Source organism: Thioclava sp. (assembly GCF_048263065.1).
In the GTDB taxonomy this organism is placed as follows: Bacteria; Pseudomonadota; Alphaproteobacteria; order Rhodobacterales; family Rhodobacteraceae; genus Thioclava.
Window position 1 is genome coordinate 20,622 of the sequence record NZ_JBLXEM010000024.1, and the last position, 14,175, is coordinate 34,796.

Genomic DNA, 14,175 nt, shown 5'->3' on the forward strand with positions numbered 1-14,175 from the left:
CTCCTTGGGGTAGAATTGCACAGATTGGCGTAAAAATCATCGCCCCTTTTATTGCCCGCTATAGTGGCAGCAAGGCAATCGCAGGAACAGCCAAAATCAACGCGATCCGAGTCAAATCGGCCCCCACGAACCAGATCACGGCGCGCCATGTTTGCGGCGCGGGCGTGCGCCCCTCAATCGCGCCGATGACGAACAGATTGAGCCCGACAGGCGGCGTGATCAGCCCGACCTCAACGGTGATCAACACCAACACCCCGAACCAGATCGCAAGCGCCTGTGCATCCATCCCGAAATCAAGCCCCGCAATGATTGGCCAAAATGTAGGCAGCGTCAGCAAGATCATCGACAGGCTGTCCATGAAACAGCCCAAAATCAGGTAAAGCGCCAGCATCGATATCAGCACCAACCACGGGCTAAGCCCCTGCCCTGCCACCATTTGCGCCAGTTCCTGCGGCAGTCGCGCAAAGCCCAAAAACCCGTTATAAACCGCCGCGCCAAGGATGATGAAAAACACCATGCCTGTGGTTTCGGCGCTCGCCAGAAGCGCGCGCACAAAGCCACCGGCGCGCAGCCCGCCCCCTATCCAAGCCGCAATCCCCGTCAGCGCCGCACCAATCGCCGCACCCTCAGTGGGCGAGAAAACCCCGCCGTAAATGCCCCCCACGACAAGCGCGAAAATCCCGACCACCGGCCAGATCGCAAGCAGTGCAGCCCGGCGTTGCGCCCAAGGCATCGGCGCGCGCGTCTCGCCCGCCGCTTGCGGGTGGCGCATCACATAGGCCTGCACCGCAAGCCCGTAGCCCAGCACCGCCAACAGCCCCGGTAGCACAGCGGCGGCAAACAGCGTGGCGATGTTCTGCTCGGTCAGGATGGCGAAAATCACCAGCACGATGGAGGGCGGAATGAGGATGCCCAAGGTGCCCCCCGCCGCCAGTGCCGCCGTGGAAAGCGCACCGGAATAGCCCGCCGCGCGCATCTCGGGGATCGCAACACGCCCCATCGTGGCCGCCGTCGCCAGCGAACTGCCACAGATCGCGCCAAACCCTGCGCAGGCCCCGATCGCCGCCATAGCCAACCCGCCCCGACGATGCCCGATCAGCGCATCGGCAGCGCGAAACAGCGCCCGACTCATGCCTCCTTGGGTCGCGAATTGCCCCATCAGCAGGAACATCGGGATCACCGACAATTCGTAATGCGAGAAGGTCGAAAACCCTTCGTTCTTCATCTTGGCAAGCCAAAGCTGCGGACTGCCCGTCAGCGCCCAAAGCCCGCCCGCGCCGATCACCAGCATCGCCAAACCAATCGGCGCGCGCAGGAAAATCAGCAGCAGCAGCAGCGGAAACGAGCCCAGCGCGAGCGCAAAATCACTCATGCGCGCGCCAGCCTGACAGCGTTGTAAGCGGCCACAATCGCCGCCCCCCACGCGCCCGGCAGGCAGGCGGAATAGCCCCACCACACCGGCAGTGCGAGCAGGAATGTCTCGGTGCCAGAGCGCATCTTGCCCGCCATTCCCAAGCCAATTCGCCAAGCGATCAGCGCAAACATCGCCGCCGCCACGATCTGCCAAACCACGTCAAGCGTGGGCGCGCCACGTCCGCGCAACAACTCAACCCGCGCATGGGCATGGCGCAGTTGCACCAGCGGGATCATCGCAAAAATGATACCGGGAAGCGCGAGTTCGACGATCTCATAGCCCGCCTTATAAGGGCCAATCGCGAGGGATTGCGGCAGCCATCCCGCCTGCGCGCCCTTCAGACCCAGCGCGCCAAGGCTCGACAAAACCGTCATGCCAACCAGCGCCAGCAAGATCAAACCGCCCGCCAGTGCCAGCCCCTGCACCGCGCGCTCAACCCCGACGCGCATGCTAGATCGACTGCGCCGCGATCAGCGCGCGCGCCTTGTCCAGCAACGCCGCGCCGTCAATCTCGCGCCCGTCCATCTCGGCGACCCATTCGTCGATCACGGGCTGCGAGGCGGCCTCCCAAACGGGGGTCTCGTCGGCGGGGATCGTGATGATCTCATTGCCCAGATCAACCGCCTTTTGGCGCGAGGGGATATCCTCGGCCTGTTGTGCCGTGCCCGCCGCGCGCGAGAACGCAGCGCCAGAGACAGACTCGATCACTTGGCGCAGATCGGGCGGCAGGCTTTCAAAACGATCCTTGTTCATCGCCAGAATGAAACTGGCAGTGTAAATCGACGGCCCCGCAAATTCGGTGTGATTGTGCACCAACTCACCGATTTTAAGCGAGGCCGAGACCTCCCAAGGCAGCAGCGCCCCGTCAATCGTGCCTCGTGACAGCGCCTCGGGAACGGCGGGCACGGGCATGCCGACGGCGGTTGCCCCGAAATGCTCCAGCAGCTTGGTCGTCACGCGCGAGGGGCCACGCAGTTTCAGGCCTTTGAAATCCGCGATTTCGCGCACGGGCTTATTGGCGTGAATCACCCCCGGCCCATGCACCCAAGTGCCCAGCAGATGCAGATCGGTGAAATCCGTCTCGATCAGATCCGATTGCGCCAGATCCCACAGCGCTGCCGAGGCCGGGCCGGCATCCGCCACCATAAACGGCAGCTCCATCACCTCGGTGCGCGGGAAGCGCCCCGGCGTGTAACCCGGCAGCGTCCAGATGATATCGACCACGCCATCGGTGAGTTGATCGACCAGATCGGTGGGTTTGCCACCAAGCTGCATCGAGGGATAATGTTCAATCTTGATGCGCCCGTTTGAAGCGTCTTCGACCGCGGCAATCCACGGATTCAGGATATGGGCGGGCACAAAGCTTGTTTCGGGCAGAAACTGGTGCAGGCGCAGCGTGACCTCGGGCGCGGCCATCGCGGGGGTGGCGGCCAATGCGGTGGCCCCGGCGGCCAAGGCCATGCTCCCCCGGCGGGTGAAATTGCGGCTCATGCGGGTCTCCCTCTCGCGTCGGTTTCCGATTTAACCTGCGCGCGCAGATGCGTCCAGCGATTAGGGGGTTAGCGCGCCGCCTTTGCCTCGGCGCGCGGATACAGCCGCGCCATCGCGAGCCCGCGTGTCGCGTTGAGCACCATCAGCGCGCCCCACAGCCCGTGATTGCCAAAGGTCGGGATCAGAATCATCAGCGCCGCAACATAAATCGCAACCGAAACGAACATCGCGTTGCGCATCTCGCGCGTCAGCGTCGCGCCGATGAAAATGCCGTCAAACATCCAGCTTGCGATGCCGATCAGCGGCGCGGCGACGATCCAGGGCAGATAGGAGCGCGCAGCAAGGCGCACCTCGGGGGCCGTGGTCATCACATCAATGATGGCCGGGCCTGCCAGCAGGAATACCGCCCCCAAAAGTAGCGCCAGGCCAACACCCCATTGCGATGTCACAATCGATGCGCGCCGCACATGGCGCACCGAATGCGCCCCCACCGCCTGCCCCACCAGACTTTCGGCAGAAAACGCAAACCCGTCCAGCGCAAAGGCGGTGATTTGCAGGAATTGCAGCAGCACCTGATTGGCCGCAAGCGTCACATCGCCCTGCCCCGCGCCTAGAAACAGGAACGTGGTAAAGCTCGCCTGCAGCAACACCGAGCGGATCATGATATCGCTATTGACCCGCGCCATCACGCCCAGCTTGACCCGATCAAAAATCGCGCGCGCGCGCCAGAGCCCGCCCGCAAACGCCGCGTGTGTCAGCCAAAGCGCCAGCGCCACGCCGCCGATCTCGGAGATCAGCGTGGCCGCCGCCACCCCTTTGACGCCAAAGCCAAGCCCCAGCACGAACCACAGATCCAGCCCGACATTCAGCGCATTCATCGTCACTTGCAGCACCAGCACCGAGCGCGTGCGCTCCAGCGCGATCAGCCAGCCGGTAAAGGCATAAAGCGAGATCGTCAGCGGCGCGCCCCAAATCCGAATATGCAGGTAGTCACGCGCAAGGCTTTCGACCTCGGCGCTGGCCGGGGCCAGACGAAACGCCGCCCAAAAGATCGGGATTTGCAGCCCCACCAGCGCCAAACCCGCCGCCGCCGCGATGATGAGCGCGCGCATCAATCCCGCCGAAACTTCGACCGTGTCACCCGTGCCATGCGCTTGGCTGACAAGCCCCGTCGTGCCCATGCGCAGAAATCCGAAGATCCAGTAAATCGACGACAAGATCACCGCGCCAATCCCCACCGCCCCGATGGGCGCAGGCAAGCCAAGCTGGCCGACAACGCCTGTGTCGACCGCGCCCAGAATCGGGATCGTGGCGTTGGACAAAACAATCGGCAGCGCGATCTTGAGAACCCGCGCGTGGGTAATCTCAGCCATCGGAATCGCGCGGGGGCATCAGGAAATGCCCGGTCGCTTGCGCAAACAGCTTGGTGCGATTGTCTTGCCATGCCTCGACATGCACGCTGGCATAGCGCCGCCCCGAGCGATTGACGCGGGCGCGCGCATAGGCATCGCGCGGCAGACCGGAGCGCAGAAAATCCACTGTGAAATCAATGGTTTTCGGTAAACGTGGCAGCGACATCGGGTCAAGCTGGTCAAGGTCGATCCGGCCCGCCTCAATATCCTCCCACAGGAAGGCCCAACTAAGTTCGATGATCGCCGTGACCTCCAGAAACGCCGAAGTCGCCCCGCCATGCAGCGCGGGCAGCATCGGGTTGCCGATCAGCTTGTCATCAAAGGGCAGAATTGCAGTTAATTCATCGCCACGCCGGTCAAATTGAATACCCAGAAAGCGCGCATAAGGCACACCATCAACCAGCGCCCGCAAGGCACCGTCGCGGCGTTGCTTGACCTGCTGGACGGGTTCGGGCTTGGGTCTGCTCATGCTGCGCCCTCCCGCCGGTTTACGGTAAACGCACCGGTTGCAGCGGCGACCGGGATGCCGTCTTCCTCGTCCTGCGCAGAGGCGCGCACAAAGGCGACCGAGCGCGTAACGTGATAGCATTCCGCGCGGGCCGTAATGCGGTGTCCGGGCGTGGCGGGGCGCATATAATCGATACGCAAATCCAGCGTTGCGGTGGAAAACCCGGCCTGCGGATGGCTCATCACCGCCGCACCGGCACAGGTATCCATTAGCGCGGAAACCGCGCCGCCGTGAATAACCCCCGTGCGCGGATCGCCGATCAGCCTCTCGTCATAGGGCATCGAAAGCACCGCATATCCCTCCCCGATCTCGTCCAGCACCATGCCCAGCGCGTGGGAATGCGGGATCGCCTCGATGAACTGGCGGGCTTGTTTGAGGATCGTCTCGTCGGGAGGGCTCATAATTGGGTCCGGCGCTTGTTTGGCTGTCGCGACTATTCCTGCTTGGCGCGCCATAGGCAAGGCCCGCTTAGGCCGCGCCTTGTGCGATCACGAAATAGCGCGCAATTCCGTAGACATAGAACGCGATAAACAACAGGTTGATATACTTTAGCTGGCGTTCGGTATGCAGCCAGGCGTGATAGGCCCAGATCATACAAAACGGCAGGCTGAGAAACAGGTTGAGCGGATACCAGTTCTGCACAATCGCAATGGTGGAGGCGATGCCAAGCGCAAGCGCGATCCATTTCAGTTCGTGTTGATAGGCGGCCAGACCGCCCACGCGCAGACGCAATAGCGAACGCATCTTCGCTCCTTCTAGGTCAATTTTGATTTGATGTGGGGCATAAAAATTGATGCCCGTAGGCTTGCTATGTGTCAGAGATTGCGCCGCAAGTCCAGACCAGCGCCCTAGCGCCTTTGGGCGAAGAAATCGCGCAGCAGCGCCTCAGCCGCCCCGCCCGCGATCCCGTCATAGACTTCGGGGACGTGGTGGCATTGCGGGTGGGAAAACACCCGCGGCCCCTGTGCCACGCCGCCCGATTTCGGATCGCTCGCGCCGTAATACAGTCGCGCGATACGGGCTTGGCTGATGGCAGAGGCGCACATCGGGCAAGGTTCCAGCGTGACATACAGGTCATGACCCGGCAGCCGTTCCGAACCAGCCTGCGCGCAGGCTGCGCGCAGGGCCAGCACCTCGGCATGCGCAGTTGGGTCGTTAAACTCGCGTGTGCGATTACCCGCGCGCGCCACGACCACGCCTGCGGGCGAGACCACGACCGCACCCACAGGCACCTCGCCGCGCAGCCCCGCCGCGCGCGCCTCCTCTAGCGCCTGTTGCATGAAAGACCGAAATGTCATGGCCCTTCATCGCCCAGCCGTGCGCGCCAATCAAGGTGCTTTGCAAGCGCTAAGGAAAGGTGTAGATCACCCGCCTTGGCACCCGAGTGAGTCCGGCGCCCCCTCCCTTAGAAGGATTTTCGTCATGAATGACACCCCCGCCCCCAAACCGTCGCAAAACGAACGCATCGCCAAAGTGATTGCGCGCTCTGGCGTGGCCTCGCGCCGCGATGCGGAAAAGATGATCTTGGCTGGCCGCGTATCGGTGAACGGCAAGAAAATCGACACGCCGGCGCTCGATGTCTCGCTCAAAGATAAGGTCACTATTGACGGCAAGCCGATTGATGCGCCCCAAGAAACCCGGCTGTGGCTGTATTACAAGCCGCTCGGTCTGGTCACGACGGAAAAGGACGAGCAAGGCCGTCGCACCGTGTTTGACGAAATGCCCGAGGGCATGCCGCGCGTTTTGAACGTCGGGCGGCTTGATTTGAATTCCGAGGGGCTGTTGCTGCTGACCAATGATGGCGGCTTGAAACGCCGTCTTGAGCTGCCCGAAACCGGCTGGCTGCGCAAATATCGTGTGCGCGTGAATGGCCGCCCGACCGAGGCGACCTTTGACCCGCTGCGCCGTGGCATCACGATTGAGGGCGAAGATTTCCAGCCGATGGAGATCAGCCTGGATCGCCAGCAAGGCGCGAATGCGTGGCTGACCGTGGGCATCCGTGAGGGCAAGAACCGCGAGATTCGTCGCGCCATGTCCGAGGTCGGTCTGGTGGTGAACCGCCTGATCCGGCTGAGCTACGGCCCCTTCCGCCTGATCGACATGCAGCCCGGTGACGTGGTCGAGGTGAAACGCCGGATGCTGCGCGACCAGCTAGGTGACCGGCTGCTGACTGGCGTGGATACAGGCGGCGACTCGGATGAGCGCCCGCATCGCGACCGCCCCCGTGGCGACCGCCCGCGCGGCCCCCGCCCCACGGGTGACAAGCCCGGCTTCAAACGAGATCGCGATGATCGTCCGCGTGGCGACAAGCCCACTTACGGTAAGCCGCGTGGGGATCGTGATGACCGTCCGCGTGGCGACAAACCTACTTACGGCAAACCGCGTGGGGATCGCGACGACCGCCCGCGTGGCGACAAGCCCACTTATGGCAAACCGCGTGGGGATCGCGACGACCGTCCGCGTGGCGACAAACCTACTTACGGCAAACCGCGTGGGGATCGCGACGACCGCCCGCGTGGCGACAAGCCCACTTACGGTAAGCCGCGTGGGGATCGCGACGACCGTCCGCGTGGCGACAAGCCGGCCTACGGCAAACCGCGCGGTGACAAGCCTGCTTTTGGCGACAAACCGCGTTCGGGTGGATTCAAATCGCATGGCGGCAAGCCGGGCGGTCCGTCACGCTCGGAAGGGTTCAAATCGCATCGTGATGGCGAGCAGCGCGGGGGCAAGCCCGGCGGTTATGGCGGCAAACCCGGCGGTGGCAAGCCGGGTGGCGGTTACAGCGGGAAACCGGGCGGCAAGCCCGGTGGTGGTTACGGTGGCAAACCGGGCGGACGTCCGGGCGGCAATAGCTCGCGCGGCGGCTCACGCGGCTGATCACATCTGCTAAGAGGGGAATTTTAGCATGAAATTCCCCTCGGCGGGTTTTGCGCGAATTTCGCACCCGCCTCTGGCGCAAACCCGCCGGGATACCTATAAATCATGCGACACGTGGAAAAATCCGCGCGTAATCCAAGGTGGCCCATGTCGCGCAACGCTCAAAAACGCATCGCTTTCTGGCTGATGATCGCGCTGACCCTGTCAGTCGCACTTACGGGGAGTGTGTAATGGCCCAGCGTTACGGCGGCAAATATTCGCCCGACACCAATACGCCCGATCCCCATTCCACACCTGAAACCGGGCCGATACCGGCGCATCGTCGCCCCGTCGCGCGCCATCCCGAGGAAAACCGCCCCTTCTGGATCACGCTGGCAGCCGTGCCGTTTTTGCTGGGTGCATTTGGCGAGGGGCCGTTTGCACTGATCCGCGCGCTTGCGGCCTTTGGGCTGATTGCGGGGGCTGCGTGGACGATCCGCGAAGGGCTGCGCGCCGAGTTTGCCTATGTGGCGCGCGCCGTCGCCCGCCGACCGGCCTTTCCGCGCAAGATTCTGGGCTCAATCGCGTTCGGGCTGGGGCTGGCTGTGGGGGCGCAGGCCCCCGAGGTCGGGCTGATCGGATCGATCGCTATTGGCGCGCTTGGCACGGTGATCTCGCTGGTGGCGTTCGGGCTTGATCCGTTGAAAAACAAGGGCATGGACGGGGTTGATGCGTTTCAGCAAGAGCGCGTCGAACGCGTCGTCAAGGAAGGTGAGGCCTATCTGAGCTCGATGCGCAGCGCGATTGCACCCAGTGGCGAGCGCGCCCTGATCGAACGCGTGGCCCGCTTTGAGGCCAGCGCGCGTGACCTGTTCCGTGTGGTGCAGGAAGACCCCGGCGATCTGGCAACCGCGCGCCGCTACATGACCGTTTACCTAGAGGGCGCGCGCGACGCGACGGTAAAATTCGCCGATCTGTGGCGCACGACGCGCGACGCCCAAGCGCGCACCGATTACGAGGCGCTGCTGAGCGATCTGGAAGCCAATTTCAACGCCCGCACAAAAAAGATGCTTGAAGATGGCCGCGACGGGCTTGATGTCGAAATCGAAGTGCTGCGCGACCGACTGGCGCGCGAAGGGCTTGCCACGGCTCCCAAGCAGGGGTGAAACTGATAACTGACGCGGGGGCAATGCGCCCCGAGTGCCGCAAGGAGGCCAGCAATGACCGAAACGACCCGTATTAAGGCAGCCGAGCTGATGACCGAAATGGAAGGGGTCACCGGCGTGCTGTTGGACGATCCCGGCCCCGCCGAAAAGGTTACTCCGCTTGATCAGGCCACTCCGGCTGAGGCCGAGGCGATCCGCAAGCGCATCGCCGAGTTGGACATGACCGACACGACCTCGATCGTGCAGTTCGGCTCGCGCGCGCAAAACGATTTGCAGGCGATCAGCCAAGAGATGCTGTCGGGTGTGAAGAATAAGGATGTCGGCCCGGCGGGCGATAGCCTGCGCCAGATCGTGACCACAATCCGCGGCTTTTCGGTGTCCGAACTGGACGTGCGCCGCAACCGGTCTTGGTGGGAAAAACTGCTGGGGCGCGCGGCGCCGTTCGCCAATTTTGTGGCCCGTTTCGAAGAGGTCCAAGGCCAGATCGACAAGGTCACCGACAGCCTGTTGAGCCATGAGCACAAGCTGCTCAAGGATATCAAATCGCTTGATATGCTGTATGATAAGACGTTGAAATTCTACAACGAATTGGCGCTTTATATCGCGGCAGGCACCGAAAAGCTGCGCGAGATCGACGCCAACGATATTCCGGCGATGGAACAGGCGGTCGCGGATGCGCCCGAAAACGAAAAGGTGCTGCAGGCGCAGGCATTGCGCGACCTTCGCGCCGCGCGTGACGATCTGGAGCGTCGGGTGCATGACCTCAAACTGACGCGCCAAGTGACAATGCAGTCGCTGCCCTCGATCCGATTGGTGCAGGAAAATGATAAATCTCTGGTTACAAAGATTAACTCGACGCTGGTGAACACCGTGCCGCTTTGGGAAACCCAACTGGCGCAGGCGGTCACGATCCAACGCTCGCGCGAGGCGGCGGGCGCTGTGCGTGAGGCCAATGATCTGACCAACGAATTGCTGACCGCCAATGCCAAGAACCTGCGCGAGGCCAATGTCGAAATTCGCACCGAAATGGAGCGCGGCGTGTTCGATATCGAGGCGGTGAAAGCGGCCAATGCCGATCTGATCGCGACGATCGAGGACAGTCTGCGCATCGCCGATGAGGGCAAGCGCAAGCGCGCCGATGCCGAGCACGAGCTGGTCGAGATGGAGCACAAGCTGCGCGACACGCTGGCCTCGGCGAAATCTTCGGCTCAGGGCGGCGGTGCTGCCGGATGACAATGCGGCGGGGCCTGAACGCGCTGGCCGGAATCGCGGGATGCCTCGCGATTTCAGGCTGCGTGGCGTTTGGCACCTCGCCCAACGCGCCGAAAACCGCACCGCGCCCGACCCCGCCCCCCGCCGGGCTGGGCGCGCCCAAGGCCGCGCCGCGCAGCGAGTTGTCGCGCGAAATGCAGACCTATTACGCCAAGATCACCCGCGAGATGGAGGCGCGCGGCCAGTTGCGCACCGATGTCGCGCCGCGCGATGCGCCCTTTGGTCCGCGTCAGTTGGTCGATGATTTCATCCATGTCGCGCTTTATGATGAATACACGGCCTCGGGCGGCGGGTTTGTGGCGCGCCAATCGGTGTCGCGGCTGCGGCGCTGGGAAAAACCGGTGCGCATGGAGCTGGAATTCGGCGCCTCGATCCCAATGGCCGAGCGCACCTCGGACCGCGCCGAGGTTAGCGCCTATGCCAGCCGTCTTGCGCGCGCCTCGACCCATCCCGTCAGCGTGGTGAATTCGGGCGGCAATTTCCACGTTCTGTTTGTCAACGAGGATGAACGCCGCGCCATCGCGCCCCGTCTGCGTGCCCTCGTGCCGGGAATTGACGATGCCAGCGTGGATGCGATCACCGATCTGTCGCTTTCGACCTATTGCGTGGTCTTTGCCTTTTCCCAAGGCAACAGCGCGGTCTATTCCCAAGCCGTGGCCGTAATCCGGGGCGAGCACCCGCCCGCCCTGCGCACCAGTTGCATCCACGAGGAACTGGCCCAAGGCTTGGGCCTCGCCAATGATTACCCGCGCGCGCGCCCCTCGATCTTTAACGATGACGAGGAATTCGCGCTGCTCACGCATCACGATGAGATGCTGTTGAAAATACTGTATGATCCGCGCCTGCGCCCCGGCATGACCGAGGCCGAGGCGCGCCCGATCATCGAGAAAATCGCCGCTGAAATGATGGCGGCAAGTAGCTAAAAGGACCGACACGACATGGGCATTCTGGATTTCCTCTCCGGCGAGTTTATCGACGTCATCGGCTGGACCGACGACACGCGCGACACGATGGTCTGGCGGTTCGAGCGCGAGGGCCATGCGATCAAATACGGCGCCAAGCTAACGGTGCGCGAGGGGCAGGCAGCGGTGTTCGTGCATGAGGGGCAGCTGGCCGATGTGTTCGGCCCCGGTCTTTACATGCTGGAAACCAACAACTTGCCGATCCTGACGACGCTGCAACATTGGGATCACGGATTTAAGTCGCCCTTCCAGTCCGAGATCTATTTCGTCAACACCACCCGGATCAACGATCTGAAATGGGGCACGAAAAACCCCGTGATGACGCGCGATCCTGAATTTGGTCCGGTGCGGCTGCGCGCCTTTGGCACCTATTCGATGCGCGTCACCGATCCCGGTAAATTCCTGACCGAGATCGTAGGCACCGATGGCGAGTTTACCTCTGACGAGATCAGCTATCAACTGCGCAACGTGATCGTGCAGGAGTTTTCGCGCGCGATTGCGGGTTCGAACATTCCGGTGCTGGATATGGCAGCCAACACCGCCGATATGGGCAAATTGGTGGCCACGGCTACTGCGCCGACCATCGCCAATTACGGGTTGAGCCTGCCAGAGTTCTATATCGAGAACATCTCGCTGCCCGAGGCGGTCGAGGCGGTTCTGGATAAGCGCACCTCGATGGGGATCGTGGGCGATGTGAATAAATATATGCAATTCAACGCCGCCGAGGCGATGGGCCAGCCGGGCTCTGCCGCGTCCGCGGGCATGGGGGCTGCGATGGGGGCCGGACTGGGCGCGGGCATGGGCATGGCGATGGGCCATCAGATGGGGGCCGGGCCTTGGGGGCAAGCTCCCGCCGCTGCGGCCCCGCCGCCGCCTCCGCCCCCCGTGGAAAAGGTCTGGCACATGGCCGTGGACGGTCAGACGCAAGGGCCTTATGGGCGCGGGCATTTGGGGCGCATGGTTGCCGATGGTAGCCTGACGCGCGACAGCCTGATGTGGACGCCTGGTCAGGATGGATGGATGCGCGCCGAGGATATTTCTGAGCTGGCGCAGCTATTCACAATCGCGCCGCCTCCGCCCCCACCCGCAGGCTAAAGCCATGTTTTCGATGCCGAAAGTTGGAAGGAGTGCGAAAGCGCCCCCGACCGATCCGCGTGGTGATAGCCATTACAGCTGCGAGTCCTGCGGCGCGGACCTGCGCTTTGCGCCGGGGCAAACACGGCTGGTCTGCGATCATTGCGGCCATGTGCAAGACATCCCCGCCGCCACCGGGCGCGGCGAGGCAGTCTTGCGCGAGATCCCCTTGCAAGAGGCCTTGGCCCAAGGTCTTCCCGAACCAGAGATGGAGGAACACCGCACGCTCTCTTGCCCCAATTGCGGGGCCTCAATCGAGCTGCAAAACGGCGAACACGCCACGCAATGCCCGTTCTGCGCGACCCCCGTCGTCACCGATACCGGGACGCGCCGGCTGATCAAACCGCAAGGCGTGCTGCCCTTTCAACTGACCGAGGAACAGGCGCGCGCGGCACTGTCAAAATGGCTCGGCAGCCTGTGGTTTGCCCCGAACGGCTTGTCACAATACGCCCGCAAGGGGCGGCGCATGACGGGCATCTACGCGCCCTTCTGGACGTTCGATGCCAGCTCGCGCACCCGCTATTCCGGCCAGCGCGGCGATGCCTATTACGAGACGCGGCAGGTGCAAACCGACAAGGGCATACGAACGCAACAGGTGCGCCGCATCCGCTGGAGCGCGGTCTCAGGACACGTCGCGCGCGATTTCGACGACGTGGTAATCTATGCCGCGCGCTCGCTGCCCCCGCCCTATATCGACGCGCTGCGCCCGTGGAATTTAAGCGCATTGCAGCCCTATCGGCGCGACTATCTCGCCGGGTTCTCCGCCGAGGGCTACACGGTTGAGCTGCATGAGGGCCATCACAGCGCCCAAGCCGAGATGATCCGCGTGATCCAGACCGATATTCGCCGCGATATCGGCGGCGACGAGCAACGCATCACCGCGATGGACCCGAATTTCGCCAATGAGACCTTTAAGCATATCCTGCTGCCGATCTGGACGGCCGCCTATAAGTTCCGAGGACGGTCGTATCGCTTTATCGTCAATGCCCAGACCGGGCGCGTGCAGGGTGATCGCCCGTGGTCAGCCGTCAAAATCACGCTAGCGGTGCTCGCCGGGCTGATCGTGATCGGAGCAATCGCCTATCTGAAACGCTAGGCGCGCGGATTGCCCTGCGACACGATTGCGTCTTGATACCGGCGCTGCGCGTCCCGATATAATGTGCAAATCTGATAAGCTGGAGGGGCAAATGACCCAATCCTATCGCGTGACCTGTCTCGAATGTGGGCAGGCAAACCGGGTGCCGAGCGACAAGCTGGGTGCTAACGCCAAATGCGGCACCTGCGGAGCCAAGCTGATCACCGGCAAAGTGGCCGAGGTGGATTTCCAGATCCTCGCCAAGGCCGAGAAAGACGACCTGCCCCTGCTGGTGGATTTCTGGGCGCCGTGGTGTGGACCGTGCCGCGCAATGGCACCGCAATTTCAACAAGCGGCAGGTGAACTCAGCCCGCATGTGCGGCTCGCCAAGATCAATACGCAGGTCAACCCGACCGCCACCCAGCGCTATCGTATTCAGGGCATCCCGGCCTTCATCCTGTTTGCCAAGGGCCGCGAAGTCGGGCGCGCGGCAGGGGCGCGACCGGCGGCGCAGTTGGTTGAGTTCGTGAAATCGCATGTGACGGTGAGCGCTTAAAATTTTCGGTCCGCGCATGGGCAGAGATCTTGACATTCCCCATCCCTTGCGCGACATACCCGGCCACGGTGAGGGGCTGTAGCTCAGATGGGAGAGCGCGTCGTTCGCAATGACGAGGTCAGGGGTTCGATCCCCCTCAGCTCCACCATCGCCGTGAAGTCTAGAATAATAATAACAAAATCAAGGCACTAGGCGATGAGCAGCCCCACTTGAGTGGTCCATGTTAAAAGTTAGTGCATGATTGGCCGTTGGTCCATCGGGATGATTGCCTCTGGCGCAGGTGGGCGGTAGCCCAATGCACTATGGGGTCGTTTGGTGTTGTAATGTTT

The 14,175-nt window shown here is 62.8% G+C and carries 16 protein-coding genes and 1 tRNA gene; 8 read left to right on the top strand and 9 right to left on the bottom strand.

From position 1 onward, the window contains the following. Positions 1 to 58: 58 nt before the first annotated feature. From ACN0SD_RS17225 to ACN0SD_RS17260, 8 genes are all read right to left on the bottom strand, one after another. Positions 59 to 1,372, bottom strand: a complete 1,314-nt coding sequence (locus tag ACN0SD_RS17225) for a TRAP transporter large permease (RefSeq protein ID WP_417809454.1) — start codon at positions 1,370 to 1,372, stop codon at positions 59 to 61. Continuing rightward, positions 1,369 to 1,863, bottom strand: a complete 495-nt coding sequence (locus ACN0SD_RS17230) for a TRAP transporter small permease (RefSeq protein ID WP_417809455.1) — start codon at positions 1,861 to 1,863, stop codon at positions 1,369 to 1,371. Before ACN0SD_RS17230 ends, ACN0SD_RS17225 begins: the two co-directional genes overlap by 4 nt. Before the next feature lies 1 nt (position 1,864). Beyond that, entirely contained in the window at positions 1,865 to 2,905 is a 1,041-nt protein-coding gene (locus ACN0SD_RS17235) for a TRAP transporter substrate-binding protein (RefSeq protein WP_417809456.1), read from the bottom strand. 68 nt (positions 2,906 to 2,973) lie between these two features. Continuing rightward, the gene (locus ACN0SD_RS17240) at positions 2,974 to 4,278 is read right to left on the bottom strand and encodes an MATE family efflux transporter (protein ID WP_417809457.1); all 1,305 of its coding nucleotides are present in this window, start codon (positions 4,276 to 4,278) and stop codon (positions 2,974 to 2,976) included. Next, the gene (locus ACN0SD_RS17245) at positions 4,271 to 4,786 is read right to left on the bottom strand and encodes a PaaI family thioesterase (protein WP_417809458.1); all 516 of its coding nucleotides are present in this window, start codon (positions 4,784 to 4,786) and stop codon (positions 4,271 to 4,273) included. The genes ACN0SD_RS17240 and ACN0SD_RS17245 overlap by 8 nt, the downstream gene beginning before the upstream one ends. Next, entirely contained in the window at positions 4,783 to 5,226 is a 444-nt protein-coding gene (locus ACN0SD_RS17250) for a PaaI family thioesterase (RefSeq protein ID WP_417809459.1), read from the bottom strand. Before ACN0SD_RS17250 ends, ACN0SD_RS17245 begins: the two co-directional genes overlap by 4 nt. Positions 5,227 to 5,293: 67 nt before the next feature. Then, the gene (locus ACN0SD_RS17255; protein ID WP_417809460.1) at positions 5,294 to 5,569 is read right to left on the bottom strand and encodes a peptidase; all 276 of its coding nucleotides are present in this window, start codon (positions 5,567 to 5,569) and stop codon (positions 5,294 to 5,296) included. A gap of 104 nt (positions 5,570 to 5,673) precedes the next feature. Then, positions 5,674 to 6,123, bottom strand: coding sequence for a nucleoside deaminase (locus tag ACN0SD_RS17260; RefSeq protein ID WP_417809461.1), 450 nt, complete (start codon positions 6,121 to 6,123; stop codon positions 5,674 to 5,676). A gap of 124 nt (positions 6,124 to 6,247) precedes the next feature. On the opposite strand from ACN0SD_RS17260, the gene ACN0SD_RS17265 reads away from it, so the two are divergent. From ACN0SD_RS17265 to ACN0SD_RS17300, 8 genes are all read left to right on the top strand, one after another. Next, positions 6,248 to 7,702, top strand: a complete 1,455-nt coding sequence (locus ACN0SD_RS17265; protein WP_417809462.1) for a pseudouridine synthase — start codon at positions 6,248 to 6,250, stop codon at positions 7,700 to 7,702. A gap of 230 nt (positions 7,703 to 7,932) precedes the next feature. Next, on the top strand, positions 7,933 to 8,847 hold the full coding sequence (locus ACN0SD_RS17270; RefSeq protein ID WP_417809463.1) for a 5-bromo-4-chloroindolyl phosphate hydrolysis family protein: 915 nt from the start codon (positions 7,933 to 7,935) through the stop codon (positions 8,845 to 8,847). A gap of 99 nt (positions 8,848 to 8,946) precedes the next feature. After that, entirely contained in the window at positions 8,947 to 10,080 is a 1,134-nt protein-coding gene (locus ACN0SD_RS17275) for a toxic anion resistance protein (protein WP_417809467.1), read from the top strand. Further along, positions 10,077 to 11,042, top strand: a complete 966-nt coding sequence (locus ACN0SD_RS17280; RefSeq protein WP_417809464.1) for a DUF2927 domain-containing protein — start codon at positions 10,077 to 10,079, stop codon at positions 11,040 to 11,042. The genes ACN0SD_RS17275 and ACN0SD_RS17280 overlap by 4 nt, the downstream gene beginning before the upstream one ends. A 15-nt stretch (positions 11,043 to 11,057) precedes the next feature. Then, positions 11,058 to 12,176, top strand: a complete 1,119-nt coding sequence (locus tag ACN0SD_RS17285; protein WP_417809465.1) for an SPFH domain-containing protein — start codon at positions 11,058 to 11,060, stop codon at positions 12,174 to 12,176. Between the two features lie 13 nt (positions 12,177 to 12,189). Then, the gene (locus ACN0SD_RS17290) at positions 12,190 to 13,311 is read left to right on the top strand and encodes a primosomal protein N' (replication factor Y) - superfamily II helicase (protein WP_417809468.1); all 1,122 of its coding nucleotides are present in this window, start codon (positions 12,190 to 12,192) and stop codon (positions 13,309 to 13,311) included. A 91-nt stretch (positions 13,312 to 13,402) separates the two neighbouring features. Continuing rightward, complete coding sequence (gene trxC / locus ACN0SD_RS17295; RefSeq protein ID WP_417809466.1) at positions 13,403 to 13,846, top strand: thioredoxin TrxC; 444 nt, start codon at positions 13,403 to 13,405, stop codon at positions 13,844 to 13,846. Between the two features lie 72 nt (positions 13,847 to 13,918). Then, a tRNA-Ala gene (locus tag ACN0SD_RS17300) sits at positions 13,919 to 13,994 on the top strand. Positions 13,995 to 14,076: 82 nt separating this feature from the next. Here ACN0SD_RS17300 and ACN0SD_RS17305 read toward each other — a convergent pair. After that, positions 14,077 to 14,175 (bottom strand): integrase core domain-containing protein (locus tag ACN0SD_RS17305; protein ID WP_417809469.1); only part of this gene is annotated, 99 nt, incomplete at its 5' end.